General features: G+C 61.3%; 16 protein-coding genes and 1 pseudogene. 2 read left to right on the top strand and 15 right to left on the bottom strand.

From position 1 onward, the window contains the following. Positions 1–1211: 1211 nt before the first annotated feature. The 10 genes from AC630_RS07040 to AC630_RS06995 all read right to left on the bottom strand — a co-directional run bounded on the left by AC630_RS07040 (position 1212) and on the right by AC630_RS06995 (position 15497). Positions 1212–3878, bottom strand: coding sequence for an MGH1-like glycoside hydrolase domain-containing protein (locus tag AC630_RS07040; protein ID WP_074117769.1), 2667 nt, complete (start codon positions 3876–3878; stop codon positions 1212–1214). A 1-nt stretch (position 3879) separates the two neighbouring features. Then, positions 3880–5946 carry a transketolase gene (gene tkt / locus AC630_RS07035; protein ID WP_074117827.1) on the bottom strand — a complete coding sequence of 689 codons (2067 nt, stop codon included), beginning with the start codon at positions 5944–5946 and terminating at the stop codon, positions 3880–3882. A 60-nt stretch (positions 5947–6006) separates the two neighbouring features. Then, positions 6007–8127 (bottom strand): glycogen debranching protein GlgX, encoded by a 2121-nt coding sequence (gene glgX / locus AC630_RS07030; RefSeq protein WP_208866968.1) that lies wholly within the window; start codon positions 8125–8127, stop codon positions 6007–6009. Between the two features lie 25 nt (positions 8128–8152). Further along, positions 8153–9517 carry a glucose-6-phosphate dehydrogenase gene (zwf, locus tag AC630_RS07025; protein ID WP_074117768.1) on the bottom strand — a complete coding sequence of 455 codons (1365 nt, stop codon included), beginning with the start codon at positions 9515–9517 and terminating at the stop codon, positions 8153–8155. A gap of 2 nt (positions 9518–9519) precedes the next feature. After that, complete coding sequence (gene gnd, locus AC630_RS07020; RefSeq protein WP_074117767.1) at positions 9520–10551, bottom strand: phosphogluconate dehydrogenase (NAD(+)-dependent, decarboxylating); 1032 nt, start codon at positions 10549–10551, stop codon at positions 9520–9522. 74 nt (positions 10552–10625) lie between these two features. Further along, positions 10626–12266 carry a glucose-6-phosphate isomerase gene (pgi, locus tag AC630_RS07015; protein ID WP_074117766.1) on the bottom strand — a complete coding sequence of 547 codons (1641 nt, stop codon included), beginning with the start codon at positions 12264–12266 and terminating at the stop codon, positions 10626–10628. Positions 12267–12278: 12 nt separating this feature from the next. Further along, entirely contained in the window at positions 12279–12986 is a 708-nt protein-coding gene (locus tag AC630_RS07010) for an ROK family protein (RefSeq protein ID WP_074117765.1), read from the bottom strand. Between the two features lie 21 nt (positions 12987–13007). Then, positions 13008–14093 carry a transaldolase gene (gene tal, locus AC630_RS07005; RefSeq protein WP_074117826.1) on the bottom strand — a complete coding sequence of 362 codons (1086 nt, stop codon included), beginning with the start codon at positions 14091–14093 and terminating at the stop codon, positions 13008–13010. A gap of 4 nt (positions 14094–14097) precedes the next feature. Beyond that, entirely contained in the window at positions 14098–14790 is a 693-nt protein-coding gene (locus tag AC630_RS07000) for an HAD family hydrolase (RefSeq protein ID WP_074117764.1), read from the bottom strand. Between the two features lie 62 nt (positions 14791–14852). Next, positions 14853–15497, bottom strand: coding sequence for a histidine phosphatase family protein (locus AC630_RS06995; protein WP_074117763.1), 645 nt, complete (start codon positions 15495–15497; stop codon positions 14853–14855). A 317-nt stretch (positions 15498–15814) separates the two neighbouring features. Here AC630_RS06995 and AC630_RS06990 point away from each other — a divergent pair, with 317 nt between their 5' ends. Both AC630_RS06990 and AC630_RS06985 read left to right on the top strand, forming a co-directional pair. Continuing rightward, the gene (locus AC630_RS06990) at positions 15815–17629 is read left to right on the top strand and encodes a glycoside hydrolase family 15 protein (RefSeq protein WP_074117825.1); all 1815 of its coding nucleotides are present in this window, start codon (positions 15815–15817) and stop codon (positions 17627–17629) included. A gap of 13 nt (positions 17630–17642) precedes the next feature. Then, on the top strand, positions 17643–18107 hold the full coding sequence (locus AC630_RS06985; protein ID WP_074117762.1) for a HEAT repeat domain-containing protein: 465 nt from the start codon (positions 17643–17645) through the stop codon (positions 18105–18107). A gap of 40 nt (positions 18108–18147) precedes the next feature. Here AC630_RS06985 and AC630_RS06980 read toward each other — a convergent pair whose 3' ends face one another. The 5 genes and pseudogenes from AC630_RS06980 to AC630_RS06960 all read right to left on the bottom strand — a co-directional run bounded on the left by AC630_RS06980 (position 18148) and on the right by AC630_RS06960 (position 24020). Then, complete coding sequence (locus AC630_RS06980) at positions 18148–18537, bottom strand: cupin domain-containing protein (RefSeq protein ID WP_074117824.1); 390 nt, start codon at positions 18535–18537, stop codon at positions 18148–18150. Positions 18538–18613: 76 nt separating this feature from the next. Further along, positions 18614–19365 (bottom strand): annotated as a pseudogene (locus AC630_RS06975) (SDR family oxidoreductase). A gap of 296 nt (positions 19366–19661) precedes the next feature. Then, a complete protein-coding gene (locus AC630_RS06970) occupies positions 19662–20648 on the bottom strand; it encodes an HlyD family secretion protein (protein WP_074117761.1) in 987 nt (328 codons plus the stop codon). After that, complete coding sequence (locus AC630_RS06965; protein WP_074117760.1) at positions 20641–22965, bottom strand: ABC transporter permease; 2325 nt, start codon at positions 22963–22965, stop codon at positions 20641–20643. Before AC630_RS06965 ends, AC630_RS06970 begins: the two co-directional genes overlap by 8 nt. Continuing rightward, a complete protein-coding gene (locus tag AC630_RS06960; RefSeq protein WP_083636138.1) occupies positions 22962–24020 on the bottom strand; it encodes an HlyD family secretion protein in 1059 nt (352 codons plus the stop codon). The genes AC630_RS06965 and AC630_RS06960 overlap by 4 nt, the downstream gene beginning before the upstream one ends. Positions 24021–24079: the final 59 nt, after the last annotated feature.

Here is a 24079-nt window from a genome sequence, read left to right as displayed (position 1 = left end):
CGAGTGAGCTATTGCAAGCGGGACAGCGGTACTCGCCTTTTTCCCCCCGGCTGTGACCGTAGCTCGAGCCGACGAAAACCAGCGCCGCACTCGGAACAAATCACGTCGCTCTTTCTCATATCCTCGCCTCACGCTGCACGCTGTCACAATTCTTTAACATACGGTTAGTTGCAGCACGAAAGGGATTTTAAGAATGCCGGATATTTTGATCCGCTGCCCTGTCACAGATCAGGTCGTGCTAACCGAGCCCAATACGGAGATCGTCGTGTTTGAGACTTTGCCCGACGTTGAAGTCCCATTGAGATGCCAACGTTGTGGACGAACACACCGCTGGAAGCCGAAGGATGCTTGGATAGCTCAACCCGGCGATTTTGCTCGGCATTAGGAAGTCAGGATACTCGCCAATCGACTTAGTACAGTTGGAGCTAATGCGCTGCTCCCTGGGTAATTCGAGCCGCTTGTGGCGCAAAGCGGACCAACTCAGCAGGATGATTGAGTCACGGATCACAAGACCAATGATGCAGCCGGGGGCCGTCAGCCGAGAGCTCGGGTTTGCCTGAAATGGAAACTGTTCGGCGTGAACTTCTTGGCCAGGGCGAGCACCTCGATTTCGGCTTGTTGCGCTCTCGAAGCTCGCAGCGGTGCCCGAGGTGCACTCGCCGGGACGTGATCCGGGATAGAAGGCACGTCGCCACTGCCATGGATCGCTCTGGATCGTGTTGCCGGCGGCGCGCAGGCCTATACTGCCGACCTGCGCATCGCCAAAATAGACCAGCCGCCTTGACCTTGCCCCGCGGGCTTAATCCAGTTTGAAGTTCGCTCTGGCCCAAGACGAGGACCAGAGGATGAAACGTAGCCGCTTTTCGGAAGAGCAGATCATTGGGATTTTGAAGGAGCACAGGGCCGGGTAGCGCGTCCCTCCGGCGGTACCGCACGTTCAGCGCAAGCTGTTAATTGATGTACTTTCTTGGTTTACGCGGTCCAAATGAGCGTGGCGCCTCACCAAGCGTGAATGAAGCTGACCAGCAGACCGGGCCCCCTGGAGTTCTCTCTTGAACGATATGCTCCCGGTAGCTCATGCCGCAGTCGGTTGCTGTTCAAAGGCAGGGTGTGTTTCGGCGTGAAGTCTCGACGATTATCGGCATGGAGTCCCATCATGCCAATCCAATGAAATTAATGGCCTGAAGGGGCCCCGACAAAGCCGATGGCGGTCATTTTTGATCGGCATTCACACGCAAACGCCGATTAGCGACCAGGGCGCCAGCGAGAGCCGTCCAGCCGGTTTGATGCGAGGCGCCAAGGCCCTTGCCGGTATCGCCGTGGAAATACTCGTGGAACAGCAGTAAATCGCACCACGTCCCGCCGCGCTGAAAGCGTGGACGTAGTCCCAGCGCGGGTCGCTGACCCTCTCCGTTCCGGAGGAACAACGCGAGTAGTCGGCGCTCGAGCTCTTCGGCGACTTGCTCGAGAGTCGCTTGCCTGCCTGATCCTGTCGGCAATTCGACGGTGAAGTCTTCGCCAAAGTTGGTGTACAGATTTTTTAACGACTCGATCGCGAGAAAGTTGAGCGGAAACCAGATCGGTCCGCGCCAGTTGGAATTGCCTCCGAACAGCCCGGTCCGCGATTCGCCCGGCTCATAGTCAAGACGAGCGAAATGTCCGTCCATGTTGACGATGAGCGGATGTTCTCGGTGGTAGCGGGACAACGATCGTAGCCCGTAAGGCGACAGGAATTCCGACTCGTCGAGCATACATGCGAGAATCCGTTTCATACGCGGCTTGCCTACCAGCGAGATCAGCCCAGGGCCATCATTGCTCCGGGGCATGTGCAGGAATTCTGCAAGACCCGGCTTGTTGTCGATGTACCATCGAGCGCGCTTGCGGAACATCGGTAGTCGTTCCCACAGCGCCGCATCGAGTTGTACGGCCGCAAAGATTGGCAGCAGTCCCACCATGGAACGCGCGCGCACCGTGAATGTCGAACCGTCGCGCTTGCGAAGCCGATCGTAGAAAAAACCATCTTGGTCGTCCCAGAGCCTGCCCATCGCGGCGGCGATCAGAGCAAAATGCTCGAAGAACTTTACCGCGAGGTCTTCGTAGCTTGGCTGATGGTTTGCAAGTCGTAGAGCCATCTCCAGCATGTTCAGACAGAACTTAGCCATCCATGCGGTGCCATCGGACTGCTCCAGCACATCGCCGTCGGGGAGCATCTGTGAGCGGTCGAACGGGCCGATATTGTCGAGCCCGAGAAAGCCGCCCTCGAACACGTTGTCACCACATGCGTCTTCTCGATTTACCCACCAGGTGAAGTTGATCAGGAGCTTTTGGAAAACGCGAGCGAGAAAATCGAAATCGGTCCCGCCATCGATCCGGAACACCGCGAGCGTGGCCCAGGCTTGAACCGGCGGATTCACGTCTCCGAAATTCCATTCATAAGCCGGCAACTGGCCGTTCGGGTGCATGTACCACTCGCGCGCCAGCAGCAGCAGCTGATGCTTCGCTGCTGACGGGTCGATGTGCGCTAGCGCGACGCAATGGAAAGCGAGATCCCATGAGGCATACCACGGGTATTCCCATTTGTCGGGCATGGCGATGATGTCGTGGTTGTTGAGATGACGCCAGCCCGCATTGCGACCGGACGCGCGTGCCTCGGGCGGACGTATGATATCGCCGTCGAGCCAGCGCGCCACATCGTAATGATAGAACTGCTGGCTCCACAGAATTCCGGCGAATGCTTGCCGCATGACTGCCGCCTCGTCCTCACTTGTGGCGTCGGGCGTAAGCGCTGCATAGTATTCGTCGGCTTCGCGCCGCCGGTCGACGTGGATCTGCTCGAATTCTGCCCCGAGGTCGGCAGTCGGGCGGCATCGATCATGTGCTAGGCGAAGCCTGAGATCGACCGTTTCGCCGCCGGCGACTTTGAAGCGATACCAGCAGGCCATTTTTGTGCCCTGACTCGCCGGGTTCACCGTCGCCGCACCGTGGACAACGTTGTCGTTGATGCCGTCTTTTGGAAAGGGCGTCTGCTCAGCGGTGACCCCAAAAAGGTACCGGGCGTTGGTTTCGTTTTCGCAGAACAGCAGCGTCGGCGGCCTGCCGGTCGGGTCCGGCCCGGCGGTGAGGTGCCAGCGACCCAGTTCTTCTTCTTCAGCTATCGCACAGACATTGCCGGTTTCAGCAGTCGCCCGGATGGTCGGCCGCGCGATACCAGCCTCCCATGACCAGCGGTTGCGAAACCACAGCGTCGGAAGCACGTGAAGCTCGGCCGCATCGGGTCCCGCGTTGTGAACGCTGATGCGCATGCATATGTCATGAGGTGATGCTTTGGCGTAATCCGCCGTGATCTGCCAGTAACGATCCCCTTCGAAAATACCGGTGTCCACGAGTTCAAATTCGGGCTCGTCTTTGTTGCGCCTTGCGTTCTCCCGTCGAAGCAACGCGTATGGAAACTCAGCGTGGGGATAGTGGTAACGCCAGCGCAGCCACGAGCTGGTCGGTGTCGCGTCGACGTACCACCAGTACTCCTTAGCGTCTTCGCCGTGGTTTCCTTCTGGACCACTGAGACCGAAGATACGCTCCTTCAGAAAGGGGTCCTTTCCGTTCCAAAAGGCCAGAGCTAAACACAGGTGCTGCGCTCGATCGCAAAGGCCGCCAAGACCGTCCTCGTTCCACCGATAGGCGCGAGAGCGTGCGTGTTCGTATGGGAAGTACTGCCAGGGTTGTCCATCTGAACTGTAGTCGTCTCGCACCGTGCCCCAGGCGCGCTCACTGATGTAAGGCCCGATCGCTTTCCAGTCGCCGGGAGTATCGGGCGAGGAGTCTGCAAGTCTTGCATGCTCAGCCGAGCGTGGCGGAACGCCCTGCTTGGTATCGTCCATGCTATGCGGCTTTCGAGGGCTGCAACATCGCCTTGACCATGGCGATGCTATGATTGACGGTAAATCCGAACTCCTGCTGCAAGGCCTTCAGTGGAGCGGAGGCGCCGAACGTGTGCATGCCAAGGACACGACCAGCCTTCCCAACGTACCGCTCCCAGCCGAACGTGGACGCCTGCTCGATCGCGACGCGGGCAGTGATCTCAGGTGGCAAGACGGCATCGCGGTATTCCTGCGTCTCGCACTCGAAGACATCCCAGGAAGGCATCGAGACCACCCGCGAGCGGATGCCCTCCAGGCCAAGTCTCTCATGAGCCTCGGCCGCGAGATGCAACTCGCTACCGGTAGCAATCAAGATCATGTCAGGCTTGCCCTCAGCGGGGTCGGCAAGCACGTAGGCGCCTCGCGCGACCCCGGAGGCCGGTGCATACTTGCTGCGATCGAGGGTCGGCAACGGTTGGCGAGACAGCGCCAACAGAGCTGGCCGATGACGAAGCTGCATGATGTAGCGGTAGGCTTCGACGACTTCGTTGGCATCACCCGGCCGAAACAGCGTCAGACCGGGCATCGCCCGCATTGAGGCGAGATGCTCGACCGGTTGATGCGTTGGGCCGTCCTCGCCATCGCCCATGGCATCATGGGTAAAAACAAAGAGCACCGGTAGCTCCATCAGCGCAGCTAGGCGTATCGCGGGCCGCGCGTAGTCGCTGAAAATCAGGAAGCTCGCACCGAACGGCCGCAGTTTCGACAGCGCCAGACCGTTCAAGATTGCAGCCATCGCGTGTTCGCGGATGCCGAAATGCAAGTTCTTGCCGCCCGGTGTGGCGGCCTGAACATCGCCCGCACCTTCGAAGGTCAGCAGGGTCTTGGTCGACGGACCCAGGTCGGCGGAACCGCCAACTAACCACGGAATGTTCTGCGCAAGAACGTTCAAAACCTTTCCCGACGCCTCGCGACCCGCCAGGCCCTTCGGATCTGCCGGGAATGACGGCAGGTTGCGGTCCCAGCCCGCCGGGAGCCCGCGCTGTTGCATCTGGTCGATTTCGGTCGCTAGCTCGGGATATTTCGAGCGGTAGTCAACGAACAGCTCTTGCCATTTGCGGCGGGCGGTGGCGCCTCGCACGCCGACGCCGGAGGCGAAGTGTTCGAGAACGTGGTCGGGCACCAAGAAATTTGAGTCTTCCGGCCAACCATAGGCTCGCTTGGTGAGCTTGATTTCTTCAACGCCGAGCGGCTCGCCATGCGCGGCGGCCGTATCGTGGCGGTGTGGTGAGCCGTATCCGATATGGCTGTCGAGTATCACCAGCGTCGGACGGCCGTTCGTCTCGCGAAACGTTGTCAACGCCTGTTCAATGCCGGCGATATCGTTGGCATCACCGACCCTAAGGATGTTCCAGCCGTAGCCGGCGAAACGAACGGCGACATCTTCAGTGAACGCCAGCCGCGTGCTGCCCTCTATTGTGATGTGATTGTTGTCGTAGATCCAGCACAGATTATCGAGGCCAAGGTGGCCGGCGAGCGACGCTGCTTCAGAGCCGACGCCCTCCATCAAGCAGCCATCTCCGCAAACCGCATAAATATGGTAGTCGAAGATGCCAAGATCCGGCTTATTGTATCGTGCCGCGAGCCAGCGTTGCGCGATTGCCATACCGACGCTAGTCGCAATGCCTTGTCCGAGCGGGCCGGTTGTTGTTTCGACGCCGGACACCAGGTGGTATTCGGGATGGCCCGGCGCGTGACTTCCGAGCTGACGAAAATGCCTGATATCCTCGAGCGTGACGGCAGGCTTGCCTAACGTCTCGTACTCGGCATTCACGGCCTGCGTCCGGGTAAGATAGAGGATGGACCATAGCAGCATTGACGCGTGTCCGTTCGATAGCACGAAGCGGTCGCGGCCGGGCCAGATCGGATCCTGCGGATCGAACCGCATGACCCGGTTCCAGAGCGTATATACAAGTGGTGCAAGCGCCATCGGCGTGCCGGGGTGACCGGAGCTCGCGGCCTGGACTGCATCGATCGACAGCGTGCGGATGGTGTTTATCGCGAGTTGGTCGAGTTCGGCGTTGGTCATGGTTGACTTCCTCCGGGCATCATCGGGCCGCGACATTGGCACGTGTTTGGGTGAACAAGATCACAACCGAACGTGGCTGAGCGCGATACATCGGCAGTGCGACGACCGGACCATCGTTGGGCGCACACACGTCCTCAGGGGGGCGCTAGGGATGTGTCGATGCATCGCCGCCACGGTCCGTAGGCGTCGTCGAGCAGCGGCAGTTCGAATTCGAGGAGCTCCCAATAGGCGTTGATGATGACATGAAGTAAAATGTGACGATCCGACAGCAATATCCAGGTTGCCGCGATTGAGTGAGACGTATCGCTCCAATCGGGGGGCGTTCAATCGGACTCCATGCCATTGGATCGGCTGTTTGCGCAGAAGGTCCTGCAACGTCATGTCGAAACGGTCGGCCGGCAGAGACCGGCCGAGACGAAACGCGATGAGCTGTTTTGTAAAGCGATGAATCTCGGCGTACGCTTCTGGCAGGGTCCAGTCGAAGGACAACAATTCGTCGTTTCGGCAGTAGGCATTGTTGTTGCCGCGCTGGGAACCGCGCACCTCGTCGCCGGCCAGCAACATCGGCGTGCCGACCGAGAGCAGCAGCAGTGCGAGAAAGTTCTTCACTTGGCGGGTGCGCAGCCGCTCAACTTCAGGATCCTCGCTCGGCCCCTCGACGCCGCAATTCCAGCTGAAGTTGTTGTCGGAGCCGTCGCGGTTCTGCTCGCCGTTAGCGGCGTTATGCTTGGTGTTGTAAGAGACCAGATCATTCAAGGTGAAGCCGTCGTGGCAGGTTACGAAGTTGATGCTTTGCTCCGGCTCCCGGCCCTGCCAGGCGTAGACATCCGGACTGCCGGTGAGCCGACAGGCCAGCGTGCGCACCATGCCGTTGTCGCTTTTGAGGAACGAGCGAACGTCATCGCGAAATTTTCCATTCCACTCCTTCCATGCATCGCCAACAAAACTGCCGACCTCGTAGAGGCCACCCGCATCCCACGCCTCTGCAATCAACTTGACGTTGGCGAGAACGGGATCGGTCTCGATGTCCCAGATGAGCGGAGGCGAAAGCATTGGCCGGCCGTGCTCGTCGCGCGACAGGATCGCGGCGAGGTCGAACCGGAAGCCGTCGACGTGCATGTCGCGCACCCAATGACGCAGGCTGTCCGTGATCATCCGGCGGACAACGGGCTCGTTGGCGTTGAGCGTATTGCCGCAGCCGGTGTAGTCGGCATAAGTCGCCTTGTCCTCGCCGAGAATGTAGTAGGTCGCGTTTGCGAGCCCGCGAAAGCAGATGGTCGGGCCGTCTGCGCCACCCTCAGTGGTATGATTGAAGACGACATCGAGGATGACCTCGATCCCGGCACGATGCAGTGCCTTGACCATGTCGCGAAAGTCATCGAGAACTTCGGTCGGAGTCTGGCGCGAACTATAGCCGGGATGCGGCGCGAAGAACGAGACGGGCTGGTAGCCCCAATCGTTGACCAATCCGGCCGGCGCGTCCTGTTCGTCGAATGCGAACACCGGCAGCAGTTCAACCGCGGTGATACCGAGGTCCTGCAAGTAGGGAATCTTGCGGATCAAGCCGGTGTAAGTGCCCCGTTCGGCAGCGGTGACGTTCGAGTTGGGATGGCGCGTGAATCGTCCAACATGCATCTCGTAGATAATGGTGCGTTCGAACGGCCGACGCGGGCGCTCATCGCCCTCCCAGTCATATGCGTCCAGGTCGACCACGACACTCTTGAACGCGGTGACGGCATTGTCTCCGGGCTGACGGGCCGCCTGGCGGCGGTAGCCTTGCGGTCGCGCAATGCATTTTCCATAGGGATCAACCAGCGTCTTGCCGGCATCGAAGCGCAGACCGTTGGCTGGGTCGTACGGACCATGCACGCGGAACGCATAGAGCTGGCCATGCGCTATGCCGGGAACAAACACATGCCAATAGTGATAAGTACGATGGATGCGGGGATCGAGCGCGATCACGCGCGCGGGCTCCGCGCTATCCATACAGTCGAACAGGCACAATTCGACAGCGGTACTGTGCTTGGAGAACACGCTGAAATTAGTGCCGCCGTCGCAAAGCGTGGCCCCGAGTGGGAAGCTGCGGCCTTGGGCGACGGGCTCGCTCATCCACAGTCGCCGAGATTCGGCTGCCGCCCGTTCCGCGACCTCTTTCGGATCAGCAAGCACTTCGATCTGCATGCCTCACCTCTCGTTCAGTGCGGTCTTACGGATTCTGCCAGCCACCCGGCGGCACCACACTCCCATCCACTTCGCAGGGCCCCCAGCTACCCGCCGCGTATTCGTAGACCGGTGTCATTTTCTTCAATACCGGATCGACGATCCGCCACGCCTCCTCGACGTAGTCCTGTCGTGCAAACAGGGTTCGGTCGCCGTTCATGGCATCTCCAAGCACGCGCTCGTAGGCATCCATCTCGTGCGCGCCCGCGTGGTGGCTTGCCAACAACTCCACCGGTTCGCCGACCTGCCTGTCGTTGATATCCATCACCGTGGTTCCGACCGCGATAGTCACATCCGGGCTGATGCGAAACCGTAGATGGTTCGGCGTTGGTATACAATGTGGAAAGATCCGTGGTGCCTCACGCAGGCGTACGATAACCTCTGTGCAGGTGACTGGTAGGCATTTCCCGGCTCGGATGTAAATCGGCACACCCTGCCAGCGCCAGGAATCGATCTCCAATCGCAGCGCGGCGAAAGTTTCCACCTGCGAGTCCGGCGCGACGCCAGGTTCCTTCCGGTATCCAAGAAACTGCCCGCGCAGCAATTCATTCTCGGCGATTGGTGGAATTGATTTCAGAACCTTGACCTTCTCGTCGCGCAGCGATTCGCTGTCGGAGCGGGCGGGCGGCTCCATCGCCAGATTGGCCAGCACCTGAAACAGGTGATTTTGGATCACGTCACGAATGGTGCCGGTTTGATCATAGAATGCACCCCGACCTTGGACGCCGAACTGCTCGGCCATGGTGATCTGCATGCTTCCGACGAACTTGCGATTCCAGAACGACTCCAGGAACGCATTCGCGAAGCGGAAGAAAACCATGTTGTTCACAGGCCGCTTTCCGAGATAGTGGTCGATGCGGAAGATGTGGTCTTCGTCGAATTTGTCGAGCAGGATCCCATTCAGGGCACGCGCGGACGCCAGATCGTGGCCGAATGGCTTTTCGACAATGACGCGGGCGCCATCGGTGCACCGGGCGCTCGCGAGCCCTCCAACGACTGTCTCGAATAGCGCCGGGGGGATGGCGAGATAGTGGGCTGGATGGTGTGCGGAGCCGAGCTGCTTGCGAAGGGCGTCAAACGTGGCCCGATCGGCATAGTCGCCGTCTACGTAACGCAAAAGACCAGCTAGCTTGTCAAACGCACCGGCGTCGAGGCCCCCGTGCTTTTCCAGGCTATCTCGTACTCGGGCCTGGAGTTGGTCGAGTGTCCAGCCGGCCTTTGCGACGCCAATGACGGGCACATCGAGGTGGCCCCTCTTCAGCATAGCTTGCAAGGACGGAAAGATCTTCTTGTAGGCGAGATCGCCGGTTGCGCCGAAAAACACCAGTGCGTCGGATCTAAATTCGCTCATGACTATTTGGATCTCTCATTGGCCGCCTTTTCCAAGTGACCACCGAACTCGTAGCGCATCGCCGAAAGGAGTTTGTTCTGGAAATCGGCCTGACCGCGGGAGCTGAAGCGCTCGTAGAGTGCAGTCGTCAGCACCGGGGCGGGCACAGCCTCATCGATCGCTGCAGCAATGGTCCAGCGTCCTTCGCCGGAATCGGATACGCGCCCCGCGAATTTGGCGAGGGCCGGATCTTCCAGCAGCGCTGTTGCCGTCAAATCGAGAAGCCACGAGGCTACCACACTGCCGCGCCGCCAAACCTCGGTGATGTCGGACAGGTTCAGGTCATACTGGTAGTGCTCGGGAATACGAAGTGGCGTTGTTTCGGCATCCACCGCGTGCGCCTGCTTGCCAATGTTCGCTGCGCGCAGGATACCAAGCCCCTCGGCGTAAGCGGCCATCAGCCCATACTCGATACCGTTGTGGACCATCTTGACGAAATGACCGGCGCCGTTCTGGCCGCAGTGGAGATAGCCATGCTCTGAGGTGCCTGCAGCAGCGTGCTCTCGTCCTGGCGTGCGCGGGATTTCGCCGAGACCCGGGGCGAGTGCCTTGAAAACCGGGTCCAGCCGCTGCACGGCCTTGTCAGGACCGCCGATCATCATGCAGTAGCCGCGCTCAAGACCCCATACGCCGCCGCTGGTGCCCACATCTACATAATTGATGCCCTTCTGCGCCAATTCCTTGGAGCGCCTGATGTCATCAATGTAGTAGGAGTTGCCGCCGTCGATCAAAGTGTCGCCGGCATCGAGGAGCGGCAGCAGATCGCCGATCGAGTTATCCACGACTGCCGCAGGAACCATCAACCAGATCGCGCGCGGTTTCTGGAGCTTCTCCACGAAATCAGCCATCGAAGAGCTTCCCGTGGCATCATCTTTCACCAACTCTGCAATGGCAGCTGGCGACATGTCGAAGACGACACATTGGTGACCATGCCGGACGAGACGTCGCACCATGTTGGCGCCCATTCGGCCGAGGCCGATCATTCCGAGTTGCATGAGTGGCTCCTGTTTTCGTTGCTGCGGCGTTATTTGCTCTCCATGCGCTGGTAGCCGCGTATCGAAATGGGTGTCTAGCGCGGCTGCTCCCGGAACGTGCGATGTCGACGGATCAAGGCGTTGGTCGAGCTGTCGTGGCAGAACTTCGACTCGGCTTCGTTGGTGAGTTCTGGGATGATGCGTTGCGCCAGCACCTTGCCGAGTTCGACGCCCCATTGATCGAATGAATCGATGTGCCAAATCACGCCCTGAGTGAAGACGCTGTGCTCGTAGAGTGCGACGAGTTTGCCGAGTGTCGCGGGTGTCAGCTGTTCCAGCAGGATCGTATTGGACGGCCGGTTTCCCTCGAAGACGCGATGTGGAACGAGCCAATCGGGCGATCCTTCCGCCCTCACTTCGTCAGCGGTCTTGCCGAATGCGAGTGCTTCGCCTTGCGCGAAGACGTTCGCGAGCAGCATGTCGTGCTGCTCACCAAGTCGGTTGAGAGTCTTGTGAAAGGCAATGAAGTCGCAGGGAATGAGGCGGGTGCCCTGGTGAATGAGTTGGTAGAACGAATGTTGACCGTTGGTCCCGGGCTCACCCCAATAAACCGGTCCCGTGTCGTAGCCGAGAGCATCGCCCTCGAGCGTGACGTGCTTGCCGTTGCTCTCCATCGTCAATTGCTGGAGATACGCCGGGAAGCGTTTCAGGTATTGCTCGTAGGGCAGCACCGCTACGGTCTGCGCGCCAAAGAAATTGTTGTGCCAGATGGCGAGGAGCCCCATCAATACCGGCATGTTGCGCTCGAAAGGTGCGGTGCGGAAATGTTCGTCAATTTCATGAAAGCCGGCGAGCATGATGCGAAAGTTGTCCGGCCCGATGGCAAGCATCGTCGAAAGTCCGATCGCGGAATCCATGGAGTATCGGCCTCCAACCCAGTCCCAGAAGCCGAACATGTTGGCGGCGTCGATGCCGAAGCTCGTCACCTCCTTGGCGTTTGTCGATACCGCGACGAAATGCTTCGCGACTGAGGCTTCGTCGCCTCCAAGTCCCGAGAGCGACCAGGTGCGCGCGCTCCTGGCGTTGGTCATGGTTTCCAGGGTTGTGAACGTCTTGGACGAGACAATGAACAACGTGCCCGCCGGATCGAGATCGCGGATCGCCTCTGCGAAATCGGTACCGTCCACGTTGGAGACGAACCGGAACGTCATCGCGCGGTCGCTGTAATGCTTGAGCGCCTCGTAGGCCATCACCGGCCCCAGATCGGAGCCGCCGATGCCGATGTTGACGATGTTGCGGATTGGCTTGCCGGTATGGCCGCGCCACGCACCGCTCCGTACGCGATTGGAGAAAGTGGTCATACGGTCGAGTACCCTATGAACCCCGGGCACAACGTCCTCGCCATCAACCAGGATCGATTGCTCCTTCGGTGCGCGAAGTGCGACATGCAGGACGGCCCGGTTTTCGGAGACGTTAATCTTCTCGCCTCCGAACATCGCATCGATCCGCGCGTGGAGCCCAGCCTGTTCGGCCAGTTGCAAGAGCAGGGCTATCGTTTCATCGGTAATTCGGTTCTTCGAGTAGTCGAGGTAGAGTCCGGCTGCTTCCACGGTCAAGCGCTCGCCGCGTCGCGGGTCTTGAGCAAAGAGCTCACGCAGGTGCAATCGGTCGATCTTCTGATAATGATCGGACAAGGCCTTCCAGGCAGGAAGCTCGGTAATCGTTGCCGTTGCCATTTATCGCTCCCGTTAGTGCGCCGTGGCGGCTTGGGCAGTCTGTTTGTGCAAGCAACTGCTCTTTGCCTGCGGCGGCCCCTCCCACAGCCGGAATCCACCCTTGAATGCGTTGGCATTGTCGCCGAGCCGGCACAGTGGCGGCAGTTTCTTCAGCTTTCTGGCGTTGCCGCCGCCCAGCACGACGTCCTCCGGTTGGAGTGCCGCAACCAGAATTTCAACGATGTCTTCGATGTGCTTTCGCCACGCTTTCCCACCAAATTCCTCCAGCGCGCGGGCGCCGACATAGTCCTCGTAGGTCCGCTTCTTGTAGGGCAGGTGGGCAAGCTCCATCGGCTGCACGATGCCATCGACGATCATTGCCGAACCGAGTCCCGTCCCGAGCCCGAGGAACAGCATTTTGCCGCCCTGGTAGCTGCCGAGCGCCTGCATCGCCGCATCGTTGATGACTTTCGTCGGCAATTTGAATGCCGCAGCGAAATTGAAGCCCATCCATCCTTTTCCCAGATTGTGAGGTTCGGCCATGGGGCGATCATGCACAACCGGGCCCGGATAGCCGATCGAGACGAGGTCATATTTCCAGCCATTGGCCAGCTCTTTGACTTGCGAGATCATCTGCCGCGCGGTCATGGTCGGCCCGGAGTCAATTTCTCGTTTCACTTTTTCGCCGGAGGCAAGGATCTTGACGTGGGTGCCGCCCACGTCGATGACCAGGATATTCATGGAAGATCTTCTCATTGGGGCCTAGCTCGCCTTTTTGAGCACCTCAGTTTTGGCGGAGATGACGCTCATCAACTCATTCCAGGAGTTGACAAACGACTTGGCCCCCTCGTCCTGCAACGTCGCTGCCAGCGCTTCGATATCGACGCCCCCCTTCGCGAATTGCGAGAGGACCTCTTCGGAATCGCCCCCATCGGACGGCAACATCTCTCCAATCTCGCCGTGATCGGCGAGCGCCTTCACCGTGCCTTCCGGCATGGTGTTCACCGTGAGCGGCGCGGCCAGCGCTTTGACGTATAGAACGTCGGACGCTGCTGGATCCTTGGTTCCTGTGCTCGCCCACAACAGGCGCTGTGGCCGCCCACCCTTGTTGTAGATGCGCCGCGAACGCGCTGAAGAGAGCAACTCGCAGGCTGCCTTGTAGGTTCGTTTCGCGATCGCAATACCGAGCTGATTGCGCAATTGCGCGGGCACGTCGTTCGCTATGGCGGCATCCCACCGGCTGACGAACACCGACGCAACGGACCCGATGTTCGGATTGAGGCCGGCTGCAATGCGCCGCTCGATGCCCCGCAGATATGCCTCGGAAGCCGCCAGATAGTGCTCCCGGCTGAACAACAGTGTCACATTCACGGGCACACCGGCGAAAACCGATTCTTCGATGGCGGGCAGCCCTTCTTGGGTCCCGGGTATCTTGATGAAGAGGTTAGGGCGGTTCGCCTGTGCATGCAGCTCCTTGGCCGCAGCGATTGTGCTGGCGGTGTCATGGGCGAGAAGTGGCGAGACCTCGAGTGAGACCCACCCGTCTACACCATTCGTGCGGTCCCAAATCGGGCGAAACAGGTCTGCTGCCTGGGAAAGATCTTCGAGTGCTAGTTCGAAGAATAGGGGCTCGCCCGACTTTCCCTCCGAAAGCTTGCTGCGGATCGCTGAGTCATAGTGAGAGCTGTTCTTGATCGCATGGTCGAAGATTGTCGGGTTCGACGTGAGTCCTGTCAGCGAGAAGTCGGCGATGTAGCGCTTCAAGGTGCCGCTTGTCAGCAGGTCACGGGTGATGTTGTCGAGCCAAACGCTCTGTCCGAGTTCGTGGAGCTTTTGCGTCGCCTTCATCGCTTCATCTCCGCACAGCTTCGAGTCGTGGGGCAGCCCCAAGCAAGTGACCGAGATCGCAGTCGAGCAGGTCTCCGATTCGGTCCACAGTCACGTCGGGTATGGGGAAGGAGGCGAGGGCGTTCGCGTCATGCGCATATTGTCCTTGCCGGGGAAGGACGGTGGTGACGCGTGTGCCCCAAGCCTGCTTGACTGCGGCAAGGATACGCGGCTTGTCATCCACCAGGACGTAGTGCAGCGCCGGATAGCGGGCCTCGACGTCATCGAGCGCGAGCTCCTTGTGGATGTAGATCAGCACGTGTGAGTTGACTGCCTCCGAAAGACCGGAGCGCTCAACCTTGCGGGGTTGAAAGACGACGTCGCCATCGGTGAGAAGGATGGTTGGGCCCCACCGACGCAGTCGTTCGAGCACATCCAGAGATCCCGGATACAAACGATTGGCGAACGGGTAGTCGACCAGGAATGACGACATGGACAATAGGTGCATGTCCTGCGGGTGTTCGACACGGTAGCGCTGCAGCGCACCGAGATAGTCTCGATATCCCAGCTCTTCGAACAACTCCTCGAGAATTGCCCAATACCGATCGCGAGATGGGGCACCGTACTGCCGCTCAAGGTAGGTCTTGATGTCGGCCTGGATGCGGTCGTTGTCGAGAAGCGTATTATCCACATCGACCAGAAAGACGATTTGGTTCATCGACCTTACCCCTCCGGCTCCGCGCAATGCTCATCGTGCGGTTGAAGCCGCATGGCGACTGATTAAGGCTGCACCCCTCCGATTGGCGCCTCTGACTCGTGGTGCGCTAACCGATCTTCGACGTGCCGGGCATCGTTCCAGAGTCGGATTGCTGGTTCCGACTGACCGTGTTCGTAGCCGAGTATGCTCAGGCTCGCGGTATCGAGCGTGAAGAAGCTTCCGGCCTGTGCATCGAGCCCCAACCAGCGTGCCGCCAAGACCCGGAGAAAATGCCCGCTCGAAAACAACAAAACGTTCCCGCGGACGGAGCGAATCCGACCCACGATGCGATCTGCCCGAGCACCGACCTGATCCGCTGTTTCTCCTCCAGGACAACCGTCGCGAAACAATTGCCAGCCCGGGCGTAGTTGGTGGATCTCTTTTGTGCGATGCCCCTCGTACTGGCCATAGTTCCATTCCAACAGATTGGGGTCGGTTTCTGCTTCACCTCCAAACCCGGCTAACTCGCAGGTTCGGGCGGCGCGCTCCAGCGGACTGGTGAACACTTTGGTGAAAGCGAAGCCCTGCAACCGCCGGCCCAAACTCTGCGCGTTCCGTTCGCCGCGTTCAGTGAGAGGTAAATCCGTGAGACCGGTATGCTGACCTGAGAGGCTCCACGCCGTCTCGCCGTGCCTTGCAAGGCAAATGATCGGAAGGATGGCGCCCATGATCTCGCCCCCTTCAGCTTCGTCCCTGCCGGCGGGTGCGGCGGAAAGAACTGAACCCGGGACGCGTCGGACTAAGAAACCTCTGTCCTCAATGCCGTCAAGGTCCGAGCGTCTTGCCTATTGGTAGCGCGACTTCTTGGGAGAAGCAACGAGCCATCCGCACAGCAATATGACAGTTTCGCTACCCGATGGGATGCGCGTCTGAAGCGCTGACCTATTCGCTAGGCGCTGCGAGTGGGGCACGTTCGCCCGAGGGGATTGACGATACGCGCATCATGGGGCTCGATCAGCGCCGAGCGAGCGGAGGAGACGAGATCATGGGCTACAAGCCGATCGAGTCCTACGGCGTCATCGGCGACCTGCACACGGTTGCCCTGGTTGGCATCGACGGGTCCATCGACTGGTGTTGTCTGCCGCGCTTTGACTCGCCGAGCGTCTTTGCGGCGATGCTCGACGACCAGAAAGGGGGCTCATTCCGGATCGCCAGTCTCTACGAGGCGCAGCACAAGCAGATGTACATGCCTGACAGCAACGTCCTGGTGACACGCTTTCTTAGCGACCAGGGCGTCGGTGAGGTGGTCGACTTTATGCCGGTCCAAGGCCCCAGCGAGCTCAGGAAGATCCACCAGATCGTCCGGGTCGTGCGAGCGGTGCGCGGGTCGGTCCGCTTCCGCCTCGACTGCCGGCCGGCTTTCGATTTCGCCCGCAGGCCCCATCGGGTTGTCCTGGAGGGCCGGGGAGCGATCTTCGAGGCGCAAGGCATGAAGGTTTCGCTCGTCAGCCGCTTCCCGCTTGGTCGGCAGGGCGACGGCGTCGCTGCCGAGTTCGTCCTCAATCCTGGCGAGACGACCACGTGCATCCTCCGCCAGGTGGAGGACCACGCCAGTGTTCATGACGGCGTGCTGCTCGAGGCGCGGCTGGTCGGCACGGAGGCCCTGACGCAGACCCTAGCTTTTTGGCGGCAGTGGCTGCGGAAGTGCAACTATTCAGGTCGCTGGCGCGAGATGGTTCACCGCTCGGCGCTGGTGTTGAAGCTGCTGACGTTCGCGCCGACCGGCGCGATCGTGGCGGCGCCGACCTGCGGGCTGCCGGAAGAGATCGGCGGGGTGCGCAACTGGGACTATCGCTATACTTGGGTGCGCGACGCCGCTTTCACCAATTACGCCTTCCTGCGCCTGGGGCTGACGTCGGAGGCAGAGCAGTTCATGGCCTGGTTGGAGCAACGGGCCATCGAGGGCGCCCGGGGCGACCCGTTGCAGACGATGTATCGCATCGACGGCGGACACGATCTGCCCGAGGAGGTCCTCGGCCATCTAGATGGCTACCGCGGGTCGCGTCCGGTGCGGGTCGGCAACGCCGCTGTTGATCAGCTGCAGCTGGACATCTATGGCGAGTTGTTGGACGCCGTTTACCTGTACGACAAGTACGGGACGCCGATCGCCTATGACTTTTGGTGCCACCTGCGCAAGATGCTGGACTGGGTGGCGAAGAACTGGGATCGAGCCGACGATGGCATCTGGGAGGTGCGCGGTGGACGACAGCAGTTCGTCTACTCCAAGGTGCAGTGCTGGGTGGCGCTGGACCGAGCGGTCCGCCTTGCGCAGAAGCGAAGCCTGCCGCTGGACCGCACCCGCCTGGCCGCGGAGCGAGACCGCATCTATGAGGCCATCATGACGCGCGGCTGGAACACGAAGCGGCAGACCTTCGTGCAGCACTTCGCCACTGACGCGGTGGATGCGTCCAACCTGATTATGCCGCTCGTGTTCTTCCTGTCGCCCACCGATCCCCGCATGCGTGGGACGCTGGATCGGACCATGGCGGAGCTTGTCTCCGACAGTCTGGTGCACCGCTACGAGATCGGCAGAGGAGCCGGCGACGGCCTGGCCGGGAGCGAGGGGACGTTCAATATGTGTACGTTCTGGCTGGTGGAAGCCCTGGCCCGGGCGGGCCGCGCCAGGGAGGCCCGTTTCATCTTCGAGAAGATGTTGACCTACGCCAACCACCTCGGCCTGTACGCCGAGGAGACTGGTCCACGTGGCGAAGCGCTGGGCAACTTCCCGCAGGCATTCACTCACATCGGGTTGATAAGCGCCGCGTTCAACCTGGACCGCCGCCTCGGCGCGGCGTCTTGAGCGAGGTCGAACCATGAGCGCACAGGTCGCTTACCTAGGGACTTCGATCGCAGACTGGGTGAAGGAGCTTTCGAGCAGCGATCCGCTCCGGCGCCGCCTCGGCGCATATGCCTTGGGCGAGATTGGCCCCGCGGCAGCCGAGGCGATGTCCGACCTCGGCGCGGCCGTCCGGGACCCGGTTGGGTTCGTGCGCGTCTGGGCGGCGGCGGCCCTAGCCCGGGTGGCGCCGTCGGGTGGAGAGGCGGTCACCGTCCTCATCGCGGAGTTGGGCAATGAAGTCGACTTCGTTCGCAGCCTGGCGGCTTGGCACCTCGGTCGCCTCGGTCCAGCATTCCCGGGAATCGAGCAAGCCCTCCTTCCCATCCGACAGCTAGGAGCTGATAAGGATCCGAGCGTGCGGGTGGAGGCCGCGCTCGCGCTGGGGATGCTCGAGGAGAAGGGTGCCCCGCCGCCAGAGCTCAAGTCCTTGTGCACTTGAGCCTCCGGCGGCTGTCGTCAGTCCCGTGTAGGTGTAACGGTCACTGTGCGAGCACGAGCGGCGGGGCGTCCTTGTCCTTGATCAAGAGGACCAGGAATTTTGCCGGCTGGGTGCTGCTCGCGTTCCTGTCGACGACATGAACATCGTCAGGTCCTTCATAGAAGGACTGTCCTGGTGTCAGTGTCACCTGTTGTCCACCCATCAGCTGCATCACGACGGAGCCCTCCAGCACGTAAACAAACGCATGTGCATTGTGTCGGTGGATAGCGCTCGGCCCGCCGGGCGCATGCTCGACTGTGATCATCAGAGCTTCCCTGCCGGGGCTCTCCGGAAGATCCTTGGACATGAGTGGCGTGACCTTAGGCTCCTGAGCCACCGCCGTACTGCTCACGAGGCCCAGCAGAACCAACGCAACGAGCTTGATCGTCATGGTCGCCTCCTTCATTCATTGCCCGCACCCGCTCGTGGCAGTGGGTGACATCCCTGGGCGTAGCTCCAACGCGGGATCAGGCTGCTACCTGGGAACGGCGGAGCCATTCGTCCAAACCGATGCGGCCGAGGCGCGCCTCACCCAACGGCACGAGCGCGTGCTCCTCGACCCGGCCGCCCCAGTAGCGGGCCTCAGGGTCGGTCACGACCTCACGCGGGTCACCGACTGCCTTCAGATAGCGGGCGACGATTTCGTTGAACGGTGCTCGTTCCGGGCCGGCGATCTCGACGATGCCATTGCGCGGCGGCACGAGCGCCGCATCGGCAACGTTGGCAGCAACGTCATCCGACGCGATGGGCTGGAACAGGATGGGCGGAAGCCTGACCATGTTTCCATCCGCACTAGAATCGGCGATGCCACGGAGGAATTCCATGAACTGGGTCGAGCGGACGATGGTGTATGGGACGCCGGAGGCCTCGATCAGTTTTCCTGGGCAACCTTGGCGCGGAAATAGCCATTGTCTGTCCGGTCGATTGCGACGATCGATAGTGCGACATGGTGCCGGACGCCCGCTGCGGCCTCCGCCGCGAGCAGGTTGCGGCCGGACGTCTCGAAGAATTCCAGCACCGCCTTGTCTTCGAATGAGGGCGAATTGGCGAGGTCGATCACCACTTGCGTGCCCGTCATCGCCTCCTTGAGGCCTTCGCCGGTAATAGTGTTGACGCCGCTGCTGGGCGAGGCTGCGAGGACATCGTGGCCGCCCTGGCGCAGAATGGCGACGGTTTTCGAGCCGATCAGCCCTGTGCCGCCGATTACGACGATCTTCATGTTAAATCCTCCGTTGTCGTTAGCGGCGCTTGGCTTCCGTGTTGCTCGTAGCAATCATAATGAGCGCACCGGGCCACCCCTGTTTCGAGCGCTGCTGCCCAGGGTGAGAAGCGTGATGAAGCTCGCCGCTTCGCGCTCGACAATACCATACGGCGCGGCTTTGTGAGAGCGTCGCCGATTGGTCAGCAAGGCTAGTGAATTTATAAACTACGCTCGATGGTAGCGCTGAAGCTGTTTGGGCGCGAAGCATCCCCTTTCTCTGCGCTTTCGCGTATTGACCTTTATGGGAGAGAACGTCAGAGCGATTGTTGTGAACGCTCGATCCAAACAGTCATACCCGGCTCAAGGCCCGTTAGTTCTCTTTGTGGGTCCAGGCGCAGGCGGAGCGTGTTGCGATCATGATCACCAATAACCCGCTCGGCCTGCCAAGTGGCAAAGGCTCCGAGCGGCCGCAACTCTGTGACGACGGATTTGATTGCACCCTCGGTTCCGTTCCACATCACGTCCACGGCATCTCCTATCGCGAGCCGATCGAGATGGTCTTCGCGCACATTGAAAGCGAGCCATTGCTTTCCTGCCGCCTCGACCATCAGGATCGGTTGGCCTGAGCGAACGTTCTCTCCCACCTCTGCAGCGATGACGCTGACCACGCCGTCGACCGGCGCCCGCAGGATCATCTTGTCGAGGCGGCGCTCGAGCACGGAGACTGCGGCCGCCGTGGCCTGCACCTGCGCGTCGGCGATTGCGCGTTCCTCCCGGGTCGGGCCCGCCACGGCCGCATCATAATTCGCCTGGGCCTCGGCCACGTCGGCGCGTGCGCTTGCGACATCATTTTCGGCTTGGTCCAGCGCCTGCTGGGGCTCAAAGCTCTGGCGGGCCAGCGTACTGGTCCTTGTGAGCTGAGCCTGAACGTAGTTGAGGCGGGCGCTGGCCTTGGCGATCGCAGCTTTCAAAGTCTCGGTCTGTTCTCGGCGAACTCCGGCGTAGACGTTGTTGCGGTTCGCTATCGCCGAGGCGAGTGCGGCGCGCGCCTGGTCTACCTGTGCCGTCAATTCCATCGCGGACAGCTGCGCCAAGACGTCGCCCGCGTGTACGTGCGCGCCTTTGTCGACCGCAATCGACATGAGTTGGCCGTTCACCTCAGGCTCGACCCTGACTTCGGTCGCCCGCACCACACCAACGATCGCACCCGGCGATCGACTCTGGCGCGCGGAGTAGATCAGCGCGCCAGCGATGAGCAGGAGCGGGATCGCAACCAACGCAGCCCGCCTGGCTTTACTCATGTCGCTTTCCTCTTTTGACGGCAAATGCCGAGATCACGGCAAGCGCGAAATAGCCGAAGGCCAGACACCACAGTGCGAGCCAGTCATGCGCGACCTCCCAGATGCCGGCGCCGAGCTGGTTGATGCGCACGAGACCGTCGATCGCGGAGTCGGCGGGGAACAGTCGGCCGAACGCGAGGGCGACGTCGGGGATCGCTTCGCGCGGCCACGCAAAGCCGGCCATGAAGAACTGCGGCAGGCTCGTTGCCAGCAGCAGGATAGTTGCGTTCTCCGGCCGCGTGAACCAGGCCCCGACAGCCTGTCCCATGAAGCTCGTCGCCAGCAGGAAGACGCTCGCGAGCGCGAGGGTTTGCGGAAGATAGCCGAGCGTCGAAAAGCCATAGATGCGCGGCAGCACGATCACATAGAGCGCGAGCGCCGGAAAATAGATGGTCAGATGAGCGACGCCGCGGCCGAGCACGCCGGCAAACGCGCCGCCTCCCGCCGCCAGCGCGGTGCCGGTCAACATTGCCGCGCCGATCAGCAGGGTTTGCTGCAGGATCAGGACGAACGCCGCCGGAACGACGTAGCTCGCATAGCCGCCCACCGGGTTGTAGATCGGCTGCAGCAGAACGTCGGCCGGGCTCGAACTCGCCAGCTTCGCCTTCACCAGGCTCCCATCCGAACGCGCGCCTCGTGACATCAGCTCGGAAGTCAACGCTCCGATGGCGGTGGCGACCCCACTCGCGCTCGATCGGAATATGAACAGGTAGGTTGCATCCGCATAGATCGGGATGTGCGCGGTGATGCCTTTGAGCACATCGCGCTCGGTGCCGGGCGGGATTTCGACGGCGGCAAAAGCCTGCCCGCGGTCGATTGCGGTGCGCGCCTCGGCAAGCGTCCGGGCGCGAACCACCACGCTCAAGGCGCCACTCGCATCCAGCGTCTCGACGATCTGCCGGCTGAGATCGCTGAGATCATTGTCGACCACCGCGATGGGAAGCTTGCGAAGGATCTGATTCAGATAGGGTTGCGGATAGTAAATGCCGTAGACCAGGGGAGCCAGGAACAGAAGAGCGAACGCGCTCCGCGTTCCGAGCACGCGCCGCCACTCCGCCTTGAAGGCGCCGCCGATGCCGCGCGGTACTTCCTCCATTTCGGGTGGCTCGGCAGGTCGCGCCGACGCAAACCAGCCCTTGTGTGTGACGCTCGACATGCGCAGCAATGCGAGGCCGGCAAAGAGCATCGTCAGGCCCGCGAGCACCGCGAAGGGAACGGCGGAATCCGAGACCGGCAATCCCCGCGCGGCCTGTCCCAGCAAGACGGCCATGTACCAGCGCAGCGGCAGGATCGCGCTCCAGGTCTGCGCAAAGGCATTCATCCCGATGGTGGGGAAGCCGACGCCGGCGTAGCCGAACGCAGGAGAGGCGATGAGGCCCGCAAGTCCTAGTCCCGTTGCAAGATCGCCGACCAGGAGCTGCAGCAGGGCGCCGAGCGACAGATATGCAATGATCAGCAGGGATCCCGCTGCAATCATCAACGGCAAGTCACCCTTGAAGGAAATCTGCAGCACGCCCTCAAGGAACAGCGGCTCCGCCAGCATGATCAGAAAGAAGATGCAGAACAGTGGTGCGAGCTTGCCGGCCAGCGCGATCACCGGATCGCCGCCGGCACTTGCGAGCCAGACGCGGGCGTCGCGGCGGCGGAACTCGGAGCCGACGGAATAGCCGGCGGCAAGCGTGATCACCACATGGATGATGGTCGGCAACAGCGCGCGCAGCAGAAACTGCGCATAATTCTTCTGCGGATTGACGAGCGCCATGGTCTCAGCCTTGAGCATTCCCAAGGATGCAGGCGCGGGCGCAGCGCGACTGGCGGGAGCGGCGACAGTCGCCGCGGCGGACAGCGCATCGCTCAGACCCGAGGATGCGATGCCGGAGGGGGTCAAAAACTGCTGGTTATAGAATCCGACGATCTGCGGGCGGCGCTGCGCCTTCAGGTCGCGCTCGAAATCCGGCGGGATATAGATGGCTGAGATCGACTTGCCGGAGCGTATGTCCTGCACGGCCGTGGACAGGGTGCCGGAGCGGTCGACAATTTTCAGGCTTGGAGAGGCCGCGACATATTCCATCAGGGTGCGCGAGGCGTCGGACTTGTCCTCGTCGACGACCGTCACGCCGAGCCCGCGGATGACCGGCTGACTGAATACCGTCGTGAGCACGACAAACGCGAACAGAGGCACGCCGAAGATCAGGAGCAGCGCTACGCGATCGTGAACCAGCCAGCGGCACTCGCGCCGCACGACCAGCCAAAATCCGGGCTTCGGGGCCGGCCTCATGGCCGCGACCGCCAGTCGAGATAGGCGCTCATCCCCGGCCGCAGCTCAGGCACCGGCTGCACGGGATAGGCGCGGATCGAGAACGTGCGCAGGTCGAAATCGCCCGAAGCGCGCGTGGCCCGCCAGCTCGCATATTCGCCCTTGGTCGCGATCAGCTTGACCTCGACCGGCACGAGGTGGTCATTGAGAGCGGGAATGTGGACGTCGAAGCGGTCGCCGACCTTCAGGTTCTTGACCAGGTCCTCGCGAAGATCGAAGTGGATCCAGACGTCGTTAAGATCGATCAGCGTCACGAGCGGGACGCCTGGCGAGACGTATTCGCCCGGCTCCGCATTGCGCTGATAGATCTGCGAAGCGACGGGGGCGTAGACGACGAGCTGATCGATGATCGACTGAACGCCCTGGATGTCGGCATTGGCCTTCTCGACGTTTGCCTTGGCGACTGCCCGCTCTTCCTTCGTGTAGCCGTTGACCGCCTGTTCATAAGCCGATTTGGCCTGATCGAGCGCGCGTTCGCCTTCGTGCAGCGCGTCGGTCACCTGGTCGAGGCGGGCTTGCGGCGCATTGCCCTGCTCGGTCAGCGTGCGCGTGCGGTCGAAGGTCTTCTGCGCCAGCACCAGCGCGGCCTCTGCGCGCTCCATCTCAGCCTTTCGCGCTGCGACGGTCTCGACCCGCGTCCCGACGAGGATGTTGGCGAGTTGGGTGTCCGCAACGGCCTTCGCCGCCTTAGTTTGCTCCAGTTTGGCCACTGTCTCGGGATTGTCGATCCGTACGAGCACGGCGCCCGCGGCAACGTTCTGGCCACGTTGAACGGGTATTTCCTTGACCCGTCCGTCGACGCGCGCGGCGATGTCGAACCGCGTCGCGTCGGCCTCACCCTGCACGAGCAGTGGTTCCGGCCGCAGGAGATAGAAGAGGGAAAGCGCGACCACGACTGCGGCAACGATACCGACGACAATGGAAGGAGCGCGTGTTACGGGACGCTTATGCGGCGCCTGTCCGGCAATTGACGCCTCGGACCTAGGTAGAGCTTCCTTATCAGGGGCCACGTCCATGTCCACCTCCGCTTGGATCATGATCGGATAGCTGATGACTTTGCTCTTGGCTGTTCTAT

Origin of the sequence: Bradyrhizobium sp. AS23.2 (genome assembly GCF_001908185.1) — a bacterium.
In the GTDB taxonomy this organism is placed as follows: Bacteria; Pseudomonadota; Alphaproteobacteria; order Rhizobiales; family Xanthobacteraceae; genus Bradyrhizobium.
This window is presented reverse-complemented; position numbering and strand designations above follow the sequence as displayed.

Bases quoted from the DNA above. Each gene is read 5' to 3' on its own strand.
- AC630_RS07040 (WP_074117769.1), bottom strand. From the start codon at position 3,878: ATGGACGATACCAAGCAGGGCGTTCCGCCACGCTCGGCTGAGCATGCA.
- tkt (WP_074117827.1), bottom strand. From the start codon at position 5,946: ATGACCAACGCCGAACTCGACCAACTCGCGATAAACACCATCCGCACG.
- glgX (WP_208866968.1), bottom strand. From the start codon at position 8,127: ATGCAGATCGAAGTGCTTGCTGATCCGAAAGAGGTCGCGGAACGGGCG.
- zwf (WP_074117768.1), bottom strand. From the start codon at position 9,517: ATGAGCGAATTTAGATCCGACGCACTGGTGTTTTTCGGCGCAACCGGC.
- gnd (WP_074117767.1), bottom strand. From the start codon at position 10,551: ATGCAACTCGGAATGATCGGCCTCGGCCGAATGGGCGCCAACATGGTG.
- pgi (WP_074117766.1), bottom strand. From the start codon at position 12,266: ATGGCAACGGCAACGATTACCGAGCTTCCTGCCTGGAAGGCCTTGTCC.
- AC630_RS07010 (WP_074117765.1), bottom strand. From the start codon at position 12,986: ATGAATATCCTGGTCATCGACGTGGGCGGCACCCACGTCAAGATCCTT.
- tal (WP_074117826.1), bottom strand. From the start codon at position 14,093: ATGAAGGCGACGCAAAAGCTCCACGAACTCGGACAGAGCGTTTGGCTC.
- AC630_RS07000 (WP_074117764.1), bottom strand. From the start codon at position 14,790: ATGAACCAAATCGTCTTTCTGGTCGATGTGGATAATACGCTTCTCGAC.
- AC630_RS06995 (WP_074117763.1), bottom strand. From the start codon at position 15,497: ATGGGCGCCATCCTTCCGATCATTTGCCTTGCAAGGCACGGCGAGACG.
- AC630_RS06990 (WP_074117825.1), top strand. From the start codon at position 15,815: ATGGGCTACAAGCCGATCGAGTCCTACGGCGTCATCGGCGACCTGCAC.
- AC630_RS06985 (WP_074117762.1), top strand. From the start codon at position 17,643: ATGAGCGCACAGGTCGCTTACCTAGGGACTTCGATCGCAGACTGGGTG.
- AC630_RS06980 (WP_074117824.1), bottom strand. From the start codon at position 18,537: ATGACGATCAAGCTCGTTGCGTTGGTTCTGCTGGGCCTCGTGAGCAGT.
- AC630_RS06970 (WP_074117761.1), bottom strand. From the start codon at position 20,648: ATGAGTAAAGCCAGGCGGGCTGCGTTGGTTGCGATCCCGCTCCTGCTC.
- AC630_RS06965 (WP_074117760.1), bottom strand. From the start codon at position 22,965: ATGAGGCCGGCCCCGAAGCCCGGATTTTGGCTGGTCGTGCGGCGCGAG.
- AC630_RS06960 (WP_083636138.1), bottom strand. From the start codon at position 24,020: ATGGACGTGGCCCCTGATAAGGAAGCTCTACCTAGGTCCGAGGCGTCA.